Origin of the sequence: Sphingomonas arenae (assembly GCF_016924655.1) — a bacterium.
GTDB classification, from domain to species: domain Bacteria; phylum Pseudomonadota; class Alphaproteobacteria; order Sphingomonadales; family Sphingomonadaceae; genus Sphingomicrobium; species Sphingomicrobium arenae.
Window position 1 is genome coordinate 1,080,691 of the sequence record NZ_JAFFJU010000001.1, and the last position, 19,577, is coordinate 1,100,267.

22 protein-coding genes are annotated in these 19,577 nt (G+C 66.0%); 17 read left to right on the forward strand and 5 right to left on the reverse strand.

Annotated elements, in window-relative coordinates; genetic code table 11:
• A complete protein-coding gene (gene ribH, locus JT720_RS05480; protein WP_205479906.1) occupies positions 1-420 on the forward strand; it encodes a 6,7-dimethyl-8-ribityllumazine synthase in 420 nt (139 codons plus the stop codon).
• On the opposite strand, the gene JT720_RS05485 is transcribed toward ribH, so the two are convergent.
• Together JT720_RS05485 and JT720_RS05490 are read right to left on the reverse strand one after the other, a co-directional pair.
• On the reverse strand, positions 417-1,040 hold the full coding sequence (locus JT720_RS05485; RefSeq protein WP_205479908.1) for an SOUL family heme-binding protein: 624 nt from the start codon (positions 1,038-1,040) through the stop codon (positions 417-419). The two genes, ribH and JT720_RS05485, sit on opposite strands and share 4 nt — an antisense overlap.
• A gap of 33 nt (positions 1,041-1,073) precedes the next feature.
• Complete coding sequence (locus tag JT720_RS05490) at positions 1,074-2,162, reverse strand: alkene reductase (RefSeq protein WP_205479910.1); 1,089 nt, start codon at positions 2,160-2,162, stop codon at positions 1,074-1,076.
• Between the two features lie 47 nt (positions 2,163-2,209).
• Here JT720_RS05490 and JT720_RS05495 point away from each other — a divergent pair, with 47 nt between their 5' ends.
• Genes JT720_RS05495 through ssb form a run of 5 tightly spaced genes read left to right on the forward strand, consistent with a single transcriptional unit; the run spans position 2,210 to position 6,509 of the window.
• The gene (locus tag JT720_RS05495) at positions 2,210-3,112 is read left to right on the forward strand and encodes a DMT family transporter (protein ID WP_336511942.1); all 903 of its coding nucleotides are present in this window, start codon (positions 2,210-2,212) and stop codon (positions 3,110-3,112) included.
• A 5-nt stretch (positions 3,113-3,117) separates the two neighbouring features.
• A complete protein-coding gene (locus JT720_RS05500) occupies positions 3,118-3,774 on the forward strand; it encodes a COQ9 family protein (protein WP_205479914.1) in 657 nt (218 codons plus the stop codon).
• 59 nt (positions 3,775-3,833) lie between these two features.
• Positions 3,834-4,106: a FeoA family protein gene (locus JT720_RS05505; RefSeq protein ID WP_205479915.1), complete on the forward strand. Its 273-nt coding sequence runs from the start codon at positions 3,834-3,836 to the stop codon at positions 4,104-4,106.
• 16 nt (positions 4,107-4,122) lie between these two features.
• Complete coding sequence (gene feoB / locus JT720_RS05510; RefSeq protein WP_205479916.1) at positions 4,123-5,964, forward strand: ferrous iron transporter B; 1,842 nt, start codon at positions 4,123-4,125, stop codon at positions 5,962-5,964.
• 29 nt (positions 5,965-5,993) lie between these two features.
• The gene (ssb, locus tag JT720_RS05515) at positions 5,994-6,509 is read left to right on the forward strand and encodes a single-stranded DNA-binding protein (RefSeq protein WP_205479917.1); all 516 of its coding nucleotides are present in this window, start codon (positions 5,994-5,996) and stop codon (positions 6,507-6,509) included.
• A gap of 83 nt (positions 6,510-6,592) precedes the next feature.
• Here the strand turns inward: ssb and JT720_RS05520 are convergent, their stop codons facing one another.
• Both JT720_RS05520 and JT720_RS05525 read right to left on the reverse strand, forming a co-directional pair.
• On the reverse strand, positions 6,593-7,108 hold the full coding sequence (locus JT720_RS05520) for a YceD family protein (protein ID WP_205479918.1): 516 nt from the start codon (positions 7,106-7,108) through the stop codon (positions 6,593-6,595).
• On the reverse strand, positions 7,105-7,617 hold the full coding sequence (locus JT720_RS05525) for a ubiquinol-cytochrome C chaperone family protein (RefSeq protein ID WP_205479919.1): 513 nt from the start codon (positions 7,615-7,617) through the stop codon (positions 7,105-7,107). Before JT720_RS05525 ends, JT720_RS05520 begins: the two co-directional genes overlap by 4 nt.
• A 124-nt stretch (positions 7,618-7,741) precedes the next feature.
• Here JT720_RS05525 and JT720_RS05530 point away from each other — a divergent pair, with 124 nt between their 5' ends.
• From JT720_RS05530 to JT720_RS05540, 3 genes are all read left to right on the forward strand, one after another.
• Positions 7,742-8,209, forward strand: a complete 468-nt coding sequence (locus JT720_RS05530) for an outer membrane protein assembly factor BamE (RefSeq protein WP_205479920.1) — start codon at positions 7,742-7,744, stop codon at positions 8,207-8,209.
• A gap of 63 nt (positions 8,210-8,272) precedes the next feature.
• Positions 8,273-9,034, forward strand: coding sequence for a tryptophan 2,3-dioxygenase (locus tag JT720_RS05535; RefSeq protein ID WP_237219658.1), 762 nt, complete (start codon positions 8,273-8,275; stop codon positions 9,032-9,034).
• Positions 9,031-10,191, forward strand: coding sequence for an aminotransferase class V-fold PLP-dependent enzyme (locus JT720_RS05540; protein ID WP_205479921.1), 1,161 nt, complete (start codon positions 9,031-9,033; stop codon positions 10,189-10,191). The genes JT720_RS05535 and JT720_RS05540 overlap by 4 nt, the downstream gene beginning before the upstream one ends.
• Here the strand turns inward: JT720_RS05540 and JT720_RS05545 are convergent.
• Positions 10,188-10,847, reverse strand: a complete 660-nt coding sequence (locus tag JT720_RS05545; protein WP_205480205.1) for a TetR/AcrR family transcriptional regulator — start codon at positions 10,845-10,847, stop codon at positions 10,188-10,190. The two genes, JT720_RS05540 and JT720_RS05545, sit on opposite strands and share 4 nt — an antisense overlap.
• A 123-nt stretch (positions 10,848-10,970) precedes the next feature.
• Between JT720_RS05545 and JT720_RS05550 the strand changes: the two genes are divergently transcribed.
• The 8 genes from JT720_RS05550 (at position 10,971) to JT720_RS14115 (ending at position 19,576) form a co-directional block, all read left to right on the forward strand.
• Complete coding sequence (locus JT720_RS05550) at positions 10,971-13,322, forward strand: TonB-dependent receptor (protein ID WP_237219659.1); 2,352 nt, start codon at positions 10,971-10,973, stop codon at positions 13,320-13,322.
• A gap of 58 nt (positions 13,323-13,380) precedes the next feature.
• Complete coding sequence (locus tag JT720_RS05555; protein WP_205479923.1) at positions 13,381-14,649, forward strand: spinster family MFS transporter; 1,269 nt, start codon at positions 13,381-13,383, stop codon at positions 14,647-14,649.
• Between the two features lie 121 nt (positions 14,650-14,770).
• Positions 14,771-15,910, forward strand: a complete 1,140-nt coding sequence (locus JT720_RS05560; protein WP_205479925.1) for a hypothetical protein — start codon at positions 14,771-14,773, stop codon at positions 15,908-15,910.
• A gap of 68 nt (positions 15,911-15,978) precedes the next feature.
• Positions 15,979-16,545, forward strand: coding sequence for a fasciclin domain-containing protein (locus JT720_RS05565; RefSeq protein ID WP_205479927.1), 567 nt, complete (start codon positions 15,979-15,981; stop codon positions 16,543-16,545).
• Between the two features lie 183 nt (positions 16,546-16,728).
• The gene (locus JT720_RS05570; RefSeq protein ID WP_205479929.1) at positions 16,729-17,088 is read left to right on the forward strand and encodes a hypothetical protein; all 360 of its coding nucleotides are present in this window, start codon (positions 16,729-16,731) and stop codon (positions 17,086-17,088) included.
• A 102-nt stretch (positions 17,089-17,190) separates the two neighbouring features.
• Positions 17,191-18,294: a DNA polymerase III subunit beta gene (gene dnaN / locus JT720_RS05575; protein ID WP_205479930.1), complete on the forward strand. Its 1,104-nt coding sequence runs from the start codon at positions 17,191-17,193 to the stop codon at positions 18,292-18,294.
• Positions 18,294-18,620: a hypothetical protein gene (locus JT720_RS05580; protein ID WP_205479932.1), complete on the forward strand. Its 327-nt coding sequence runs from the start codon at positions 18,294-18,296 to the stop codon at positions 18,618-18,620. The genes dnaN and JT720_RS05580 overlap by 1 nt, the downstream gene beginning before the upstream one ends.
• Positions 18,617-19,576 (forward strand): septation protein IspZ, encoded by a 960-nt coding sequence (locus JT720_RS14115; RefSeq protein ID WP_205479934.1) that lies wholly within the window; start codon positions 18,617-18,619, stop codon positions 19,574-19,576. The genes JT720_RS05580 and JT720_RS14115 overlap by 4 nt, the downstream gene beginning before the upstream one ends.
• Position 19,577: the final 1 nt, after the last annotated feature.

Sequence of the window (19,577 nt, forward strand, 5' to 3'; positions counted from 1 at the left end):
ATGGCCCGCGTCCTGATTGCCGAGGCGCGCTTCTACGCGCACCTCAACGACATGCTGCTCGACGGCGCGCGCAAGGCGCTGGAGGCGGCTGGCCATACCCACGAGACGATTACCGTGCCGGGCGCGCTGGAGCTGCCCGGGGCCATCGCCCTCGCGTCCGACGGCGGCGAGTTCGATGCCTATGTCGCGCTCGGCGTGGTGATCCGCGGCGAGACCTTCCACTTCGAGATCGTGGCCGGAGAGAGCGCCCGCGGGATCATGGCGCTGACCATGGACGGCCTGCCGGTCGGCAACGGCATCCTCACTGTCGAGAACGAACAGCAGGCGATCGTTCGCGCTGATCCTGCTCAAGGCGACAAGGGCGGGGACGCAGCACGGGCGGCCCTCGCCCTGCTGGGTGTGCAAGAACGCTTCGCCTAGGTCAGCGGCAGCAGCACTTCGACCCGGCGCAGCGGCGGCGGGATCATTGGCGAGTTGTAGAAGGCATATTCGGGCTCCGCATGGAGAGCCTTCTCACCGTGCCGGCTCAACCAGCCCCGCAGAGCATCCTCATGAGCGGCCAGGCGATCATCGTTGGCCGTGCCCGAGAACCGCGCCACGCCAACCCGGCGGGCCGGAATCTCGACTAGGGCTACACCCTCCGGCGGATGCGGAAGTTCCTCATCCTGCGGCAGGGTGAGGCGCACCCGCCAGCCGCCCTCGCCCAGATCGTCGTCGAAGGTCGGCGGATCGCTCGCCATCGGGTTGCCTGAGTCCTGGAACACCGGCACCCACATCGGCAGTTTCCCGCCAGGCCGCGACTCGGCGGTCAGGTAGTCCGACAGAATTCGATAGCCCTCGTTCAATGCGTCCTTGCGGGGCCCCTGCACGACCGTCTCCGCGACCCGAGTCGCCGGATAGGAGCGGATCTCGAACTCGCGCTCGCTTGCCAGCACGCGATAGTCCGGTTCCGGTGTCGCCTTCTCCCGCAGGATGTAGGCGATCCCCAGCCCCACCAGCAGCCCGCCGGCCGCCGCGCCCCATGCCACGTCCTTGCGCATCGTCCCTCCTCCTTGGCTGAGGAATGTAATGGCTCAGGCGGCGGCCTGTTCCTGCCAACGCGGATAGTCGGTGTAGCCTTCGGCCCCCTGCGTGTAGAAGGTCTTCACGTCGGGCTCGTTCAGCGGCGCGCCCCTGCGGAAGCGCTCTACCAGGTCCGGGTTGGCCAGGAACGGCCGGCCAAAGGCGATCGCATCGGCGACGCCCTCCGCCAGTCGCTGCTCCGCGGTATCGTGGACGTAATCGCTGTTGAGCGCGAGCACGCCATGGAAAACCTTGCGAATATACGGGCTGACCGGCTCGTCATCGGAGGGCAGGAAGCTCGACTGGGTGCCAGGCTCCCGCATCTCCAGGCTCGCAATGCCGTGGCGCTGCAATTCGGCCGCGGCCGCGGTGAACAGCGCGCGCGGGTCGCTGTCGTCCACGCCCTGCACGGCGCCGTTCGGCGACAGTCGCACGTGGGTCCGGTCGGCCCCGACCTCCGCAACCAGGGTGCCGACCACCTCGCTCATCAGCCGGATCCGATTGGCGATCGAGCCGCCGTAGTCGTCGTCCCGCAGGTTGGAGCCATCGCGCAGAAACTGATCGATCAGGTAGCCATTCGCTCCATGAAGCTGCACGCCATCGAACCCAGCCGCGATGGCATTTCGAGCGGCGCGGGCATAGTCGCCGGTGATCCGGCGGATGTCGTCCAGAGTGGCCGCCCGCGCCTCGACATAGGGCTTCTTGCCCTCGTAGGTGTGTGCCTTGTGGGGCGCCGTCGTGGCCGAGGCGCTGACCGGTTGGCCGCCGCCGAGGTCCGGATGCACCAGCCGGCCCATGTGCCAGAGTTGCGCGATGATCCGCCCTCCAGCCCGGTGAACAGCCTCGGTCACCGGCTTCCAGCCGTCCACCTGCGCCTGGGTCCACAGCCCGGGCGCATAAGGCCAGCCAAGGCCTTCCCGGCTGATGCCGGTCGCTTCGGAGATGATCAGGCCGGCATCCGCCCGCTGGGCATAATATTCCGCCATGATCGGGGTAGGGACCGCTTCTCGGGTCGCGCGGCCGCGGGTCAGCGGGGCCATCCAGATGCGGTTCTTGAGGGTCAGGTTTCCAACGGTGATGGGGTCGAACAGCTTGGTCATGCTCGTTCAGATGGAGCTTTCCACCCGAGCCCGCTAGTCACCCGGATGTGACCGCGTCCATTTCCCGTGTTCCCGCCAGACCGTCCGCGCTGGGCAGGGGCTTCATCGCCCTGCTGATCGGCAACGCCGCGCTGGCGTTCGGTCCCTGGCTGGTGCGCTGGGCGGACGTGGGACCCGCGGCCGCAGGGTTCTGGCGGCTGGCCATCGCCGTCCCGTTCCTGTTCCTTCTCGCCCGCAGTGCGGGGCAGCCGGCTCACTGGCCCGGAAAAGCGCTCGGTCTGATCGTGGCGGTGGCCGCATTCTTCTTCGCCGCGGACCTCGTCGCTTGGCACGCAGGGATTGAGCTCACGAAGCTTGGCAACGCGACCCTGTTCGCGAACATGTCCAGCTTCGCCTTCGCTGCCTGGGGCCTGTGGCTGGCGCGGCGCTGGCCGACCCGGCTCCAGTCGGCGGCACTGCTGCTCGCTGCGCTGGGCTCGGCCCTGCTGATGGCCGGGAGCGCCGAGCTGAGCGCCCGCCACCTGCGAGGCGACCTGCTCGCCCTGTTCGCGGGCCTGCTCTACACCGGCTACCTGATAGGAATCGAGCGTGCCCGCGGACAGCTGCAGCCTCTCCCGACCGTCGTCCTGGCCACCGCCTTCGGAGCCGTGATGCTGCTGCCGTTCGCGCTGATCACCGGGGAACGGATCCTGCCCGAAAGCTGGACTCCACTTGTGGTCCTTGCCTTGAGCAGCCAGGTGATTGGACAGGGCTGCCTGGTTTATGCGTTGGGGGTCGTGCCGCCGCTGGTCGTCGGGCTCGCGCTGCTGACCCAGCCTGCCATCTCCGCCTTCATGGGCTGGATCGTCTATGGGGAAACCCTGACCGTGCTCGACTGGGTTGGCGCCGCGGCAATCGCGATTGCGCTGGTCTTGGTGCGCTTGCGCGGCGGGGCGGAAACGACCACCTAGCGGTCATGGACGACTCCCCCAGCCCGCTCGAGCAGATCCGGCAGCGCCTGGCCCTCGCGGTTGGTGAGAATGCGGTGTTCGACGGGTGGACGCCCGCTGCAGTCGATGCGGCGGCCGATGCAATGGGCATCGACCGCGCCCAGGCCCGTCTGGCCATGCCGAAGGAGGCTGCGAGGCTGATCGACGTCTACATCGCAGGCGTCGACCGGGCGATGGCGGCGGAGTTCCCGGCCGAGCGGCTTGCGGCCATGAAGATCCGCGCCCGCATCCGCGACATGCTTTGGGCGCGCTTCCGCATCATGGAGCCGGCGAAGGAAGCCGTCCGCCGGGCTCTTGCGACCCTTGCGATGCCGCAGAACGTGGCGCTCGGCACGCGGCTCGGCTGGCGCACCGCCGACGTCATCTGGCGCCTGGCCGGGGACACCGCCACGGACTACAACCACTACACCAAGCGGCTGACCCTGTCGGGTGTGTACGGTTCGACCCTGCTCGCGTGGATGGGTGACGAGAGCGAAGGCAGCGCCGCCACGGCCGCCTTTCTCGACCGACGGATCGACAATGTGATGGCATTCGAGAAGTGGAAGGCCGGTTGGCGGGCGGGCTCGATTAATCGCCCGAGCCTCGCCCGTTTCCTCGGCCGACTGCGCTATCCGCCGCACTAGGTAGATTCCCGGATCGGACGGCACTGGATTTGCCGCGTCGATATTGATAATCAGTCGCAATGACGGTTGCGGCGCCCTTCAGCCAGTTTCAGCTTTCCCTCGACGAGCTCGCGGTCGGCAGTCGCGGTCGGATCGCGGCGGTGGAGTGGCATCTGCTCGACGAGGGCGAGGTCTGCCGTCTCAAGCACTTCGGGTTCGACGAGGGTGTTACGGTGGAACCGTTGCACCTTGGTCCCTTCGGACGCGATCCCCTGGCGGTCCGCGTTGGCCGGATGACGGTTGCGATTCGGCGCAACCATGCCCGGGCCATCCGCGTCGCTCCTTCTTTCTGATCCGCAAGGCCAGGCCATGAACCCGGCACCTCTGATCGCGGTCGTCGGCAACCCCAATGCCGGCAAGAGCGCACTCTTCAACGCGTTGACGGGCGCCCGGCAAAAGGTCGGCAACTATCCGGGCGTGACCGTGGAGCGGAAAAGCGGGCGCACGGTATTGCCGGACGGCCGTCCGGTGGAGCTGGTGGACTTGCCGGGAGCCTATGGACTGGATCCTTCCAGCCCTGACGAGGCGGTCACCCGGAATGTGCTGCTCGGAACCTTCGCGGGCGAGCGCCGGCCGGACGCGCTGCTGGTCGTCGTCGATGCCTCGAATCTCGACAATCACCTGCGGTTCGCGCTTCAGCTCATCGGCCTTGGCCTTCCGACCGTCGTCGCCCTGAACATGATCGACATGGCCCGCCGGGACGGACTGGACCTCAGTGCCGAACGGCTTTCGTCGCTACTCGGCGTGCCGGTCATCGAAACCATCGCCGTTCGCCGGAAGGGGACGGACGAACTCCGCGGCGCGCTGGAACAGGTGCTTGCCCAGCCGACGCGCTCCACCGCCCTAGCACAAGACCCCCAGCTTTTGCAGCGAGAGGCCCGGCGGATATCGGAGGCGGCGACCGTCAGCGAAACGCCCGTTCGCCGCTGGACCCACCGGCTCGACCGCGTGCTGCTGCATCCCGTTGCCGGACCCCTCATCCTGGGGCTCGTCATGTTCACCATGTTCCAGGCGGTGTTCGCCTGGTCCGAAGCGCCGATCGGGTGGATCGAGAGCGGGATGGCGGCGCTCGGCGAAGCGATTGCGGCCTCACTACCGGAAGGACTGTTCCGCTCGCTGATCGTGGATGGACTCATCGGCGGCGTCGGAGCCGTCGTGGTCTTTCTTCCGCAGATCCTGATCCTGTTTTTCTTCATCCTCCTGCTGGAGGGCACGGGCTACATGGTCCGGGCCGCCTTCCTCATGGACCGGCTGATGAGCCGCGCGGGCCTGTCTGGGCGCGCTTTCATTCCGCTGCTGTCCAGCTTCGCCTGCGCCGTGCCCGGCATCATGGCGACCCGCACCATCGACAATGAGAAGGATCGCCTGACCACCATCCTGGTAGCGCCGCTGATGACCTGTTCGGCGCGGCTGCCGGTCTACACTTTGATCATCGCCGCCTTCATCCCGGATCGGACCCTGGGGCCGGGGATCGGGCTGCAAGGTCTAGTCATGTTCGGGCTCTACATCGCCGGCATCGGTGGGGCTCTGATCGCGGCCTTGCTCTTGCGCAAGACGGTGGCGCGGGGCGGCAAGAGCTTCTTCATGATGGAACTGCCCAAGTACCAGATGCCGGCGCTCAAGGACGTGGCAATCGGCCTGTGGCAGCGCGCGCTGATCTTTCTCAAGCGCGCGGGCGGGATCATCCTTGTGACGACCGTGGTCCTTTGGGCACTCGCCAGCTTCCCGCAGGCGAAACCGGGCGAACAGCAGAGCGAAGTTTCGCTCGCCGGCCGGATCGCCAGCGGCATCGAGGTCCTGGTGAAGCCGATCGGCTTCAATCACGACATTGCGCTTGCACTGATCCCTGCCATGGCCGCGCGGGAAGTGGCGGTCAGCGCGATCGCCACCGTCTACGCCATCGACCAGAGCGACGAGGAGCAGATGGCGCAGAGCCTCGAGGAACGGCTCGCCGGCAACTGGCCGCTGCCGACCGCGCTCGCCTTCCTCGCCTGGTTCGTGTTCGCCCCCCAGTGCATCTCCACCATCGCTATCACCCGGCGCGAGACCAACGGCTGGAAATGGCCCGCGTTCATGGTTGGCTATCTGTTTGCGCTGGCCTACGCCGCCGCCGGAATCACCTACTGGACGGCGGTGGCGCTCGGCCTATAGCTGCTCTCCGAACCACGGAGATTCACGGCATGGCGGGCAGCGTCAACAAGGTCATTCTAGTCGGCAATCTGGGCAAGGACCCCGAATCACGCAGCTTCGCCAACGGCGGAAAGGTCGTCAGCTTTACCCTCGCCACGTCAGAGAACTGGAAGGACCGCAACTCGGGCGAGCGCAAGGAGAAGACGGAGTGGCACAACGTGTCCATCTTCTCCGAAGGTCTCGCCCGCGTCGCCGAGCAATATCTGCGCAAGGGCAGCAAGGTCTATCTCGAAGGCCAGCTGGAGACCCGCAAGTGGCAGGACCAGCAGGGCAACGACCGCTACACCACGGATGTGGTGCTGCGGAACTTCAACAGCGCGATGGTCCTGCTCGACGGCCGCGGTGAAGGCGGCGGCGGGTCGCGCGGGGGCGGCAGCTTCGGCGGTGGCCGTGAGGATGACGGCGGCTTCGGTTCCGGTGGCTATGGCGGCGGCAGCCGCGGCGGCCAGTCGCGCCCGCAGCCGGCGGCGTTCGACAACGACCTGGACGACGACGTCCCGTTCTGAGTCTTCAACCGCTCACGCTGAGCCTGTCGAAGCGCACCACACAGACACCCTTCGTCGAAACCGGGGCGAGCACGAGAGCAACCTTATTCCCGCGCCAGTCCCTTGAGCTTCGCCAGTGCCGCGAACGGTCCGGCCTGCTCCTCCGTAAGCACGCCAGCGCTGCGCAGGACCTCGTCGGCATTGGGCGAGCGCGGATAAGGATCGAGCGCTAGGCCCAGCGTGTCGGCTAGCGCGGAGCCGAGGTCCACGGCCGCGCCGTCGTGGAACACCACGTCGCAATCCTCGTCGCTCAGTTCCAGTTCCTCGTCCGCGCCGACCTGCGGCTCGGGCAGGAACAGGATCTCGAACGGCTCGTCGACATGCGCTGGAACGGCTTCTCCGGTGGCGACGCACGACTGGGTCAGCACCGCCCTGATCCGCCCCGCAGCCCGCACCTTCTCGCCTTCGCGCTCCAGCGCCACGTGCGCGTCGAACCGCTCGAGTCCGTCCAGCCCCAGCCGTTCGGTGATTGCGGCCCGCTCCGCCTCGTCCGCCGACAGGTCGAGCCGTTGCCCGTCCCGGATCTGGCTGAGGTTCAGCTGATGCGCGAAGTCGCTCATGGCAGTGCTCCGTGCACCAGCGCCTCGTCCGTCCGGGCCTGCAGCGCTGCCCAGAACGCCCTGAGTTCGCGTTCCACATGGGCGAGCGCCTCGCCGGCAGCCTCCGTATTGCGGTAGACGCTGCGGCTCACCCCGCCTTCCCAGCTCTCCTCGCCGTCCACGACTCGCCGCCACACACCGACCCGTCCCCCGAGCGCGCCCACCAGGCTGCCGACCTTCTTGCCGATGCCCGTGTCGGACACGCCCAACTGCCGGTTCTCGATCTCCATGTCTGCGACAAAGCATTCGGCGAGCCCGACGGACGTCCGCCGCGCCAGGTCGCCCCCACGCTCCAGCCGCACGTCGACCAGCGCCAGCAGCGTCGCAAGCACGGAAAACCGCCCTTCCAGCGTATCCGGGACAGCGCCGGCGAGATACCAGTGCGGCTGCCGCGCCCGAGCGACCACCTGCTCGTACAAGGGCCGGGCAGCGGCCGGTTCGCTTCGGAACAGCCGCATCAGGGATCGCATCGTTTATCCTCCATTCAGGGGCGGCGGCGCAGGGCAAGCGCCGTGACTTGGCACCCGCACCCCTAGCGGATATTGAGCCGTGGCCCGGGCGGCGCAAGGGCCTCACAGGAGTGGTTGAAAACTGATGGCTGTTTCGTTTCGTGCCCTTGGCGTCCTGGTTCTGGCAGGAACTGCGCTGACCGCCTGCACCGGCTACCGCGAAAGCCGCGGATACATCCTCGACCAGGAACTCGCGGCCGCCGTCCAGCCGGGCGTCGACAACAAGGAATCGGTGCAGAAGACGCTCGGCCGACCGACGTTCACGGCCCAGTTCGACCCGAACGAATGGTATTATGTGTCGCGCCAGACGAACGCGCTCGCCTTCCGCAAGCCGCGGGTGACGGACCAGACCGTGCTCCGGGTCCGCTTCGACCAGGCCGGCAACGTGGCCGCCGTGGATCGCACGGGCAAGGAACTGGTCGCGTCCATCGATCCGTACGGCAAGGAAACCCCGACCCTCGGACGCCGCAACAGCTTCTTCGAGGAATTCTTCGGCAACATCGGCGTGGTCGGCAGCGGCAACCCGGCCGGACAGACCCGACCGGATCGCTGATCCTGGCGCGCGGGGCACCAACGCCCCTCGCGCCGCCTCCCATTTTCCCCTAGCGTCCGGCGCATGACCGCACACCCGGCCGGCATGACCTATGCCGATTACCTGCAGCTGGACACTTTGTTGTCCGCGCAGCAGCCCCTGTCGCCGCTGCATGACGAGCTGCTGTTCATCGTCATCCACCAGACCAAGGAATTGTGGCTGAAGCAGATGCTCCACGAAGTGGGGCTGGCCACGGTCCTGGTCCGGGAAGATCGCTTCGCGCCCGCCTACAAGGCGCTCGCCCGCGTGTCGCGCATCCAGTCCGTCATGACCTTGAGCTGGGACGTGCTGGCGACGCTGACGCCCGTCGACTACGCCAAGTTCCGCGACGTGCTGGGAACCTCCTCCGGCTTCCAGTCGGCCCAGTTCCGGGAGCTGGAGTACCGCCTCGGCATCCGCGACCCGCGCTTTCTCGACTATTACGAGGGCGGCTCGGAGGGGCATGAACGCTTGAAGGCGGCGCTTTCCGAACCCAGCCTGTGGGATGAAGCCAATGCCGCGCTCACCCGCTCCGGTTTTGCCGCGGGCACGCCCGAGGAAATCAAGGACTCGTGGCTGGCCGTCTACCGAGATGCGGACCGGTGGTTCGAACTCTACCAGCTCGCGGAAAAGCTGGTGGACATCGACGACGCGCTCGCCGGCTGGCGCCACAAGCACGTGCTGACGGTCGAGCGGATCATCGGCAACAAGACGGGAACGGGCGGCTCGGCCGGCGCACGTTACCTCCATTCCACGCTGACCAAGCGCGCCTTCCCCGAACTGTGGGATCTCAGGACCGAGCTGTGAGCTTCAAGCACCTGTTCAGCCGTTCGCTCGGGGCTGCGCCGGGGCGGCTGCACATGGCGGCGCACAGTCATCACCTGTGGCCGGATGCGAGCTTTGCGGGGCAGGTGGAGTGCTGGGAAGACGCGGCGCGCCTCGCCGACCGCAAGTGGGACCGGATCATGGGCGAGGTCTGGCCAGAGGCGCAGAGTCACGTCGCCGAGGAGCTGGGCACCGGAATGCCTGGTGCCGTGGTCTTCGCCGCCAACACCCACGACTTTCTTGTGCGGCTCGGCGCCGCCGCTCCGCGCCCGGGAGGCGGGCCGCTGCGGGTTCTCGCCAGCGACGGCGAGTTCCACAGCGCACGGCGCCAGTTCGCGCGCTGGGTCGAGAGCGGCGAGATCGCGCTCACTACCATTGCCGCCGAGCCGTTCGACAGCTTCGCCGAGCGATTCCTGGCCGCCGCAGGCGAACGCGCACACGACCTCGTCATGGTCAGCCAGCTGCTGTTCGGCAGCGGCAGGCTGTTCGACCCCGTCGCAGAGCTGGCGGCGCTCGCCAGCCCCGGCGGTCCATGGGTGGTGATCGACGGCTATCACAGCTTCATGGCGCTGGAGACACCCTTTCCCGCAGACGTGGCCTCCGCCGCATTCTACCTCGCGGGCGGCTACAAATATGCGATGGCGGGGGAGGGCATGGGCCTCATGCACTGCCCACCCGGCTTCGGCGAGCGGCCGCCGATTACCGGCTGGTATGCCGAGTTCGAGGACCTGTCGCTGCCACCCGGGATGGTCGGCTACTCCCCCGATGCCATGCGGTTCATGGGGGCGACCTTCGACCCATCGGCACTATACCGCTTCAACGCGATCCGGCGAATGCTGGCGGACGAGAGGCTGACTACGCAAGCAATCAGCGATCGGGTGGCGCGCCTCCACGAGCGGTTGCTCAAGGTCATCGTGGGTACCCCGCTGGGTAAAGCCGAACTGCTGAACCCGTTATCAACCGGAAACCATGCCCGCTTCCTCGCCTTCCGCTCGCCCGAAGCCGCGCGGTGGCAGAGGTCCCTGATGGAGCAGGGTTGCGTGACGGACGTGCGCGGTGACGTGCTTCGCATCGGCCTTGGCCTGTACCATGACCCCGGCGACGTGGATGCCTTCGCGCGTCTGGCGGCCGCACTCTAGCGGACGGACAATCCCTCGCGCAGCAGCCGGTTGGCGACGCCCGCGACCTCCTGGGCATCTTCCTCGCCCCACACGCCGAAGCGCAGCCCGAGGAACACGTTCGCGCCCATTACCGCCCAGGCGTTCACCTCTTGCGCCAGCGGACTGTCCTCGGCGCGCAACTCGCCCCGCTCCACCCCGGCCTGGAGTCGCTGTGCGATGCGCTCCGCCGTGCTCTCGTAATGGCGGCGGAAGCCGTCGGGATCGACGAACTCGGCTTCGTCGATGATCCGGTAGACCTGCTTGTGTCCCGCCACGAACTCTAAAAATGCCGAAAGCGCGCGCCGCTCCCCGTCCATCGTATCGCGCGCCTGCTCGAAGGCCGGCGCGACCGAGTCCCGGACTTGCGCCGACATGTCCCCGACCAGCGCCCGGAACACATCCTCCTTGCTGTCGAAGTAGGTGTAGAAGGTGCCAAGCGCCACGCGGGCGCGCTGCGTGATCCCGACGATGGAAGTCTCGGCAAAGCCGCGTTCCCCGAACTCCACCAGCGCGGCATCAAGGATTTTGCGCAGGGTCTTCTCGCCTCGGGCGGTTCGGGGCGCCTTGCCGTCGCTCGCCGGAGAGGCGGCAGGCTCCGCTTTCTTGCGGCGTGTCGGTGCGGTCACGCTTTCCATCTTCTCGTACCCCCAGACCGTCCGTCTCATTCTTCCGAGTTGAAACCCGGTTCAACTTTCAGTACGTCCCCGGCACAGTTGGCGCAAGCGGGGCTGGTCAGCCTCCTCAGCCAAGGGGGAGAGATGTCCATGAATGCTCATTCGCTTTTCCGTGCAACCCTGCTGGGAACTGCCGCGACGGTCGCTTTCGGCGCGGCTCCTGCGCTGGCCCAGTCCGTCGAACAGACGAACCAGGACGCGGCTCAGCAGGCTCCTGCGCCCGAAGCCACGGCCGCTCCCGATGCCGAAGGGCAGGATACGGCCACGGGTGAGATCGTGGTGACCGCGCGGCGCGTCGAGGAGTCGCTGCAGCGCGTCCCCTCGTCCATCTCCGCCTTCAACGAGCGCGCCCTCGACCGCCTCCAGGCGACCGACACCACCTCGCTCCAGGGCGCGGTGCCGAACCTGAACATCGTCCAGGGCCGCGGTTCGTCCAACGCCACCAACATCTACATCCGCGGCGTGGGCCAGCCGGACGCATTGCAGACCTTCGACCCGGCGGTGGGCGTCTATGTCGACGACGTCTACCTGTCCCGCATCCGCGGCAACCAGCTCGACCTTCTCGATGTCGAGCGGATCGAGGTGCTGCGCGGGCCCCAGGGAACGCTCTACGGCAAGAACACCATCGGTGGCGCGATCAAGTTCGTGTCGCGACGCCCCGGCCAGACTGTCCGGGCCAACGCGAGCGCGACATTCGGTACCTACGGGCAGTTCGAGCTCCGGGGCGCGGCCTCCGGTCCTATCACCGAGGGTGTCGCCGCCGGGATCGCCGTCATGCGCGCGCACCGTGACGGCTATGTTGAAGATCGGGAGGACAGCCGCGAGTATAACGACCGCGACTCAATCGGCGGTCGCGCGATGCTTGCGGTCAACCCCGCCAGCAACATCCGCATCGACTTGAGCGCCGACTACAGCCGTGACGATGGCGCACTCAACGTCGGCCGCCCGGTCAACAACCTCGTGACCTTCTCCGGGACCGTGCTGCCGGTCACCGATCCGGTCGGTTCGGGCAAGTATGACTGGACGGGGCGCACCACTCCCGGCCTGCCGAATTCGACCAAGCTCAAGCACTATGGCTTCGCCGGTACCGCGGCGATCGATCTCACCGAGGCGCTGACGCTCAAGTCGATCACCGCCTACCGCAACCTCAAGACCGACGACTACATCGACATCGACGCGACGCAATATGAGGTCGGCGATGTGTTCGTGGGCGTGGACCAGGACCAGATCAGCCAGGAGTTCCAGCTCGCCTACAACAGCGACCGCTTCAACGCGGTGGCCGGTCTCTACTACCTCAAGGAAGACGTCGGGTCGCACCAGGAGGCTTATGGCGACGACGTGCTGGGCCCGTTGTTCCTGAACAGCGGCTTCCTGCGCACCATCGACGATGATCTCACCACCAAGAGCTACGCGGCTTATGCCAACGCGAGCTTCGAGGTCGTGCCGAATGTCCGGATCTCCGGCGGTCTGCGATACACGCGCGAAACCAAGGACTACTTCCGCACCACCAGCACCTTCTTCTCGCTTCTGCCGGGGTTCAACAGCACCTTCGCCTTCTCTCCGCCCCGTGGGAAGTGGACCGATACGTCACCGATGGCGAGCGTGGACTGGCAGGTGACGCCCGATACCATGGTCTACGCGCGCGTCGCCAAGGGCTTCAAGTCGGGCGGGTTCAACGGCCGGGCCAACACCGTCACCGAAGCGACGCGCTACGACCCGGAAACCGTGTGGTCCTACGAGGCGGGATTCAAGTCCTCGGTTAGTCGGCAAGTTCGCATCAACGGCGCCGTCTTCCACTCCAACTACAAGGATTTCCAGGCCCGCGTTTCCGGCCTCGACGAGGATCCCACGACCGGTCTTCCCCTCGCCGTGCTGTCGGTCATCAACGCCGGCAAGATGCGCATCCGGGGCGCCGAACTCGAAGCCAACTGGACTCCGGTGCAGGGGCTGCTGCTGGATACCCAGATCGGCTATCTCGATGCCGAGTACCGCGACTTCGATGATGCCCGCTTCGGCAACTTCGGCGGCAGTCGCGCCTTCCAGACGCCGGCATTCGCGCCGAAATGGACGCTGCGCCTGGGTGCGCAATATGCGTTCGATCTCGGGGACAACGGCGGTATCACCGTTGGTGCGCAGAGCCGCTACAAGTCGCGCACCGCGCTGGCGGTCGACAATACCTTCGTGATCGGCAGCGGCCCTACCGCCGGAACCGACACCGAAATCGAAGGCTTGTTCCAGAAGGGCTATTGGGTCAGCGATGCGCGTGTCGTTTACGAAACGGCAGACAAGCACTGGGCATTCGGCCTCTATGGCAACAACCTGTTCGACCGCGCCTACAAGACCGATGCCCAGGAGTTCTCGTCTGTCGGCAACATCCGCACGGTCTACTATGGTGCGCCGCGCACGGTCACGCTCCGCCTGACGGCCCGCTACTGAGCCAAGGGTTCACGGGGCGCTTGCTTGAGGCGGGCGCCCCGTGCCACCCCTCACGTCCATGACCCAAGAAGCCCCGCGGGCACTGCCGCGCAATCCGAACCTTGTGCTGGCATTTCTCCTGCTGGCCTACATCCTGAACTTTCTCGACCGGCAGATCCTCGGCATCCTGGCGCAGCCGATCAAGGCTGATCTCCAGCTCACCGACACACAGTTCGGCGCGATCGGCGGCCTGGCCTTCGCCCTGCTGTATTCCGTTCTCGGAGTGCCCCTGTCCTACCTTGCGGATCGCACCAGCCGAAGCGCGGTTGTGGCGGGTTCGCTCGCGGTGTGGAGCGGGTTCACCGCCCTGTGCGGCACGGCCGGCAGCTACATGCAGCTCTTTCTGTATCGCTTGGGCGTCGGCATCGGGGAGGCCGGCGGAGTCGCTCCGTCTTACGCTCTCATCGCGGACTATTTCCCGCCGCATCGCCGGGCGCGCGCCTTGGGGGTCTATTCGCTCGGCGTTCCCCTCGGGCTTGGCGGTGGAACGCTGGCCGGGGCGTATATCGCCGAGCTGATCAACTGGCGCGCAGCCTTCCTCATCATGGGTGTGTTAGGGCTGATCCTCGCACCCATCTTCCTGTGGGTAGTGCGGGATGTTCCACGACCCAAGGTCGCTGCCGCCGACCGGATGCCGTTCGGAAGCGTCTTCAAGGTCCTTGCCAGGAAGCCCAGCTTCTGGCTGCTGGCCTTTGCCGCCTCGTGCAGTTCGCTCGTGGGCTACGGTCTTGCGCTGTGGACACCGTCGGTCCTGATGCTCAGTTTCGGCATGAACATCATCGGGGCGGGCCAATTCATGGGGAGCTTGCTCCTGGTGGGCGGAACGGCGGGAGTCCTGGCCGGCGGTTTCCTCGCCGACCGGCTGGGCCACGCTAACCAGCGCTGGTACGCCTGGCTTCCGGCGATTGCCTGGCTCATTACGCTTCCGTTCTTCTTGTTCGGGCTGATGAGTGATTCCTTAGCTCTCGCCTGGCCTCTGTTGCTTGTGCCCAATGCGCTCAACATCCTGTGGCTCGGGCCCGTGGCGACGGCGGTCCAGAACCTCGTGGAGCGTCCGATGCGAGCGACGGCGTCCGCCTGCTTCCTGCTGATCAACAACCTCGTGGGGCTTGGCGTCGGCCCGCTGCTGATCGGAGCAGTTTCCGACGCATTGAAGACAAGCTACGGCGTCGAGAGTTTGCGCTACGCGGCGGTCGCAGCGCTTGGTTTCTACCTCGTGGCTGCGCTCCTTGCGCTGTTGGCCTCGCGCACCCTCATTAAGGACTGGGTCGCCGACGAGCCCGCCTAAGCCTCAACAAACCGCAGAAATCTGCGGTTCATCTTAGCGGGGCCAGATGCACTCGACGAACGTTGAGCGACCGGAACGGCGCTTGCGACGGACCGTTAGTTCGAGCGAAAGGAGATCCGTCATGAGAACAATCATGACTCTCGCCAGTGTTGCGGCGCTGGCGCTCGCCGCCCCTGCTCTTGCCGACAAGGGTGGCAAGGGCGGCGGCGGACACGGCGGCGGAAAGGCTGCCAAGGTCGAACGGACCAACGGCGGTGGACAGGCTGCCCGCGCCGAACGCCGTGGCGGCGGCAGTCAGCTTCGCAAGGCCGATCGCGGCAACCCGGGCGCGAGGAAGGCCGAGCGTCGTGGCGGCGGTCAGGTTCGCAAAGCGGAGCGCGGTGGCGGCAAGTTCGGCAAGGTCGATCGTCCAGTGCGCGAGGCGAAGGCGGAACGCGGTGGTAGCCAGTTCGAGCAGCGCGGACGCAAGGTTCGGGTTGCTCGGGAGGATCGACGCTCCCTCAAGGTCCAGCGCGTGAGCCGCGATCGGGACTGGAATCGCCTAGACCGAAATCGTGACATTCGGGATCGGAGCGAGCGCGTCCGTGTGGTTCGCGATGAGCGTTCGCGCCCGCAGCTGCGCTATGCGGCCTCCGAGCGCTACGCCGGCGGCGGCTGCCCGCCGGGGCTTGCGGCCAAGAACAACAGTTGCCTGCCCCCGGGTCAGGCCAAGAAGCTGGTCGGCACCCGACTTCCAGACCGTTACTGGGACGAGCGTCCGCCAGCGTACTACCGGACCTGGTATCCGGACACGGATCGCTACTTCTACCGGGCCGGTGACGGCTATCTCTACCGCGTCAACCGGGAAAACCGGTTGGTGAGCGGGTTCATGCCGCTCTACGAATGGGATGACGACTACGTCGACTACTACTACGTCGGCGAGCGTTATCCCATCGACACCTATAGCTACTATAATGTGCCTGCCGCCTATCAGCCTTATTATGCCGATAGCGACGACTATTATTACCGTTATGGAAATGGAGCGATCTACCAGGTCGATCGTGGCAACGGTCTGGTTGAGGCGATCGTCGCGCTTCTTGCGGGAGATCTCGCCGTAGGCAGTCCGCTTCCCGCTGGGTACGACGCCTACAACGTCCCGCTCGCTTACCGGGATCGCTACTACGATACGCCGGATGCGTGGTACCGGTACAACGACGGCTACATCTACCAGGTCGATCCCCAGACCCGTCTCATCCAAGCTGTGATCGAGGCACTGGTCTGACGGACGATGACAAGAACAGAAGTGCGGGCCGCGATCATGCGGCCCGCCTCGCGCTCAGGGAGCAATGAATGCTGAAACGATGGTGCCTGACCGGCGCTGCCATGGTGGCGCTTTCGGCGTGCGGCGGCGGAGACGGCAATGGGATGAATGGCAGCGTCGGCGCCACGAACGCCTTCGAAGCAGCAGCGCCTGCGCAGACCATTGCCGACGGGTTGAAGGCCTCCGACGAGACCCGTTTCCGAGAGGCGGTCGAAGCGGCCGGAATGACTCCGACGCTCGCGGGCCCAGGGGAGTACACGGTGCTGATCCCGTCAAACACGGCCTTCGACGGAATGCCGGCAGGCGCCCTCGACGGGCTGATGAAACCGTCCGCGCGGGAGCAACTCACCGGCCTCATCAGCTATCATGTGCTTCCCGGAACCATCCTTCGGGCGGACCTCGGCCGGGCAATCGACAACGGCAAGGGCAAAGCGGTGCTCGCGACCATGAATGGAGCGACGCTGACAGCCACGCGTGACGGCGACGCGATCGTGCTTGCTGACTCCGCCGGTTCGAAGGCGCGGATCGGGCCGGCGGACGCCCGCTTCAAGAACGGCGTGGTGCACCGGATCGACGCTGTGCTGATGCCAAGCTGATCCGGCGCAGCCTTCTGCGCTGCGCCCGCCAGTTCGCTCCACTTTGGAGGCGCTTGTGCGAGCCCTGATGGCCAGCGCCGCCTAAGTCTGTGCATCGAATAGCGGCGGGGGCGATGAGCGATGAAGAGTGCGGGCGCCGGGGCGGGGTCTGCTCAAGGCTTGGTGCTCGACCCTGCTCCCCTCATGGACTTGCGCACCGCAATCGGCACGGCGGCATTCGTGCGGTGGCTGAGCCGGTTCGAGGCCGATCTCGCCGAAGAGAATCGAGCGATCCTCATGGCTCTCGCGGATCATGACTGTTCGCGAGCTGTGTCGGCTTGCCGAGCGATGTCGATCAGTGCCTGGCAAGTTGGCGCCATTGCGCTTGGTGCTGCGACGGGGTCGCTGGACTGCGCGATCGCTGCTCGATGCGGAACCCTGCGGGACCTTGCTCCGGAGCTCCGCCAGCTTCGTCAGCAGCAAGGCCTTGCCACGCGGGCGCTGCAGGATCTCCGACTGCTGATTTCCGGCGCTTGCGACTCGGCTGAACAACTTGTGCGCTAAGGCACTGGCACCCGGCTTTCTCCTCGCTATAACGAGCAGCGAAGCAGTGACCGGCCGGTCCTCGGCCAGGGTATCACGGGGCAAAAGGGCGAAAGCAGCGCGATGAAGGCGACGATCGAACGGGCAACCCTCCTCAAGAGCCTCAGCCACGTCCAATCGGTGGTCGAGCGGCGCAACACCATCCCGATCCTGTCGAACGTGCTGATCGATGCACGGGAGGACGGCTCCATCCGGCTGATGGCGACGGACCTCGATCTCCAGGTGGATGAAGCAGTTCCGGCGAATGTGTCGCAGCCGGGCGCCACGACCGTGTCGGCGCACACGTTCTTCGACATCGTCCGCAAGCTGCCGGAAGGCAGCCAGGTCGAGCTCGCGGCCGCTGACGGCAAGATGCAGGTCAATGCCGGCCGCGCGCGGTTCAACCTGTCGACGCTGCCGCGCGACGATTTCCCGGTCATCGCCGAAGGGGATCTACCCACCCGGTTCGAGCTGCCGGCCGCCACACTGCGGCAGATCATCGACAAGACCCGCTTCGCCATTTCGTCGGAAGAGACCCGCTACTATCTGATGGGGATTTTCCTCCATGTCGCGGACGATCAGCTGAAGGCGGCTGCCACCGACGGGCACCGGCTCGCTCGGGTCACCGTCGCCAAGCCCGACGGTGCGGACGGCATGCCCGATGTGATCGTGCCGAAGAAGTGCGTTGGCGAGCTGCGCAAGCTGCTCGACGAGGTCGAGGGTACGGTCGAAGTGACTCTATCGCCAACGAAGGTGCGCTTCGTGCTCGGCCATGCGGTGCTGACCAGCAAGCTGATCGACGGTACGTTTCCCGACTACAACCGGGTCATTCCGACCGCCAACGACAAGCTCCTCAAGCTCGACCCCAAGAGCTTTTCGTCCGGCGTCGATCGCGTGTCCACCATTGCCAGCGAGAAGACGCGCGCCGTGAAGATGTCTGTCGACCGCGACCGGGTGACCCTGTCGGTGACTAGTCCGGAGAATGGCACGGCAGCCGAGGAGCTGCCGGCCGACTATAGCGCCGACGGGCTCGAGATCGGCTTCAATGCCCGCTACCTGCTCGACATCCTCGGCCAGATCGAAGGCGACAGCGTGGAAGTGCACCTCGCGGACGCCGCGGCTCCGACCCTGCTGCGCGAAAACGACAAGAGCAGCGCGCTCTACGTGCTGATGCCGATGCGGGTCTGATGATCTGCAGGCTGTGGCGTGGCTGGACTACCCCGGACAATGCCGCAGCTTATGAGCGGATCGTGCGCAGCGAAGTCATCCCGGCCATCGAGTTGCGGCGTATCCGCGGCTTCCGCCATATCGATCTAATGCGACGCGATCTGAATACAGAGGTCGAGTTCCAAACCCTGATGTGGTTCGACAGCCTCGATCATGTGCGCGAGTTCGTCGGTGAGGACTATGAGGTCAGCCACGTTCCGGCAGTTGCTCGAGCGGTTCTGCTTCGGTTTGACCAGCAGGCGCAGCACTTCGAGGTGATCGACCGACGGGAGCAGGCATCACCGTGACGGATGCGTTAAAGGCAGGAGCCCGCATCTGGCTCTACAAGCGTCCGTTCTCCCTTGGCCTGCACGAGTGCCTCGTGCTGCTCGATGCGCGTCTTTCAGGCCTGGCGACGAGCCTCTGGGTAGACGGGCAGCAGTTGGCAACGGACTTCACGCCCGCTGCCGGCGAGGACGCGATCCGAAATCACCAACTCACTGCGACGCTGCCAGATGGACGTGAGATCAAAGTGGAAGCAGGCTACATCAGCTGGACCAACGTCGGCATCGCCGTCCGGCTCGACGGCACTCTGATCCATGAAAGCCACCGAGGGCGACGCATCGCATTTCCCGAACGTGCCGCCCGCATGCTGACCCAGCAGTCGGCCGCCGGACAGCCCGCGTACGATCCTGACAAGCTCCGCCGAAACAAGGTGCCGATCATGGTCGACATCGCGACCGGGCTGCTGTTCTTCGTGGTCGCCAAGCTAACCGACCTCAAGACGGCGGCGCTGGTCGGGGCTGCCGTAGGCATGGCTATCGTAATCGCCCAGCGCTTCGTGAAGGTGGACCTGATCGGCGGACTGGCCTTGTTCGGCATCGTCATGCTGTTGATCTCGGCCGCTTTCGCAATTGCCTTCGAAGATGATGAGCTGATCAAGCAGCGGTCGACCATCGTGGGACTGATCGGCGCGACGTTCTTCTTGGCTGACGGTCTGTTGCTGAAAGGCAGGCGTCTTGGCCATGGGTTGAACCGCTACCTGGCCTATACCGACGTGGACGAGCGCCGCCTGGCCATCGGCATGGGCCTGGTGGGCGTGCTCATGGCACTCGCCAACTATGTGGTGGTGAAGCTCGTCTCAACCGACATTTGGCTGTTCTACACGACTTTTCTCGACGTCCCGCTCTCGATCGGGCTGGTGCTCGGAGCCATCAAGTGGGCGCGGGGCGGGCGGGCTGCGAGCCCTTTGGCCGCGCTTTGAC

Coding starts and splice junctions, on each gene's coding strand:
- ribH (WP_205479906.1), top strand. CDS start 1: ATGGCCCGCGTCCTGATTGCCGAGGCGCGCTTCTACGCGCACCTCAAC.
- JT720_RS05485 (WP_205479908.1), bottom strand. CDS start 1,040: ATGCGCAAGGACGTGGCATGGGGCGCGGCGGCCGGCGGGCTGCTGGTG.
- JT720_RS05490 (WP_205479910.1), bottom strand. CDS start 2,162: ATGACCAAGCTGTTCGACCCCATCACCGTTGGAAACCTGACCCTCAAG.
- JT720_RS05500 (WP_205479914.1), top strand. CDS start 3,118: ATGGACGACTCCCCCAGCCCGCTCGAGCAGATCCGGCAGCGCCTGGCC.
- JT720_RS05505 (WP_205479915.1), top strand. CDS start 3,834: ATGACGGTTGCGGCGCCCTTCAGCCAGTTTCAGCTTTCCCTCGACGAG.
- feoB (WP_205479916.1), top strand. CDS start 4,123: ATGAACCCGGCACCTCTGATCGCGGTCGTCGGCAACCCCAATGCCGGC.
- ssb (WP_205479917.1), top strand. CDS start 5,994: ATGGCGGGCAGCGTCAACAAGGTCATTCTAGTCGGCAATCTGGGCAAG.
- JT720_RS05520 (WP_205479918.1), bottom strand. CDS start 7,108: ATGAGCGACTTCGCGCATCAGCTGAACCTCAGCCAGATCCGGGACGGG.
- JT720_RS05525 (WP_205479919.1), bottom strand. CDS start 7,617: ATGCGATCCCTGATGCGGCTGTTCCGAAGCGAACCGGCCGCTGCCCGG.
- JT720_RS05530 (WP_205479920.1), top strand. CDS start 7,742: ATGGCTGTTTCGTTTCGTGCCCTTGGCGTCCTGGTTCTGGCAGGAACT.
- JT720_RS05535 (WP_237219658.1), top strand. CDS start 8,273: ATGACCGCACACCCGGCCGGCATGACCTATGCCGATTACCTGCAGCTG.
- JT720_RS05545 (WP_205480205.1), bottom strand. CDS start 10,847: ATGGAAAGCGTGACCGCACCGACACGCCGCAAGAAAGCGGAGCCTGCC.
- JT720_RS05550 (WP_237219659.1), top strand. CDS start 10,971: ATGTCCATGAATGCTCATTCGCTTTTCCGTGCAACCCTGCTGGGAACT.
- JT720_RS05555 (WP_205479923.1), top strand. CDS start 13,381: ATGACCCAAGAAGCCCCGCGGGCACTGCCGCGCAATCCGAACCTTGTG.
- JT720_RS05560 (WP_205479925.1), top strand. CDS start 14,771: ATGAGAACAATCATGACTCTCGCCAGTGTTGCGGCGCTGGCGCTCGCC.
- JT720_RS05565 (WP_205479927.1), top strand. CDS start 15,979: ATGCTGAAACGATGGTGCCTGACCGGCGCTGCCATGGTGGCGCTTTCG.
- JT720_RS05570 (WP_205479929.1), top strand. CDS start 16,729: ATGGACTTGCGCACCGCAATCGGCACGGCGGCATTCGTGCGGTGGCTG.
- dnaN (WP_205479930.1), top strand. CDS start 17,191: ATGAAGGCGACGATCGAACGGGCAACCCTCCTCAAGAGCCTCAGCCAC.
- JT720_RS05580 (WP_205479932.1), top strand. CDS start 18,294: ATGATCTGCAGGCTGTGGCGTGGCTGGACTACCCCGGACAATGCCGCA.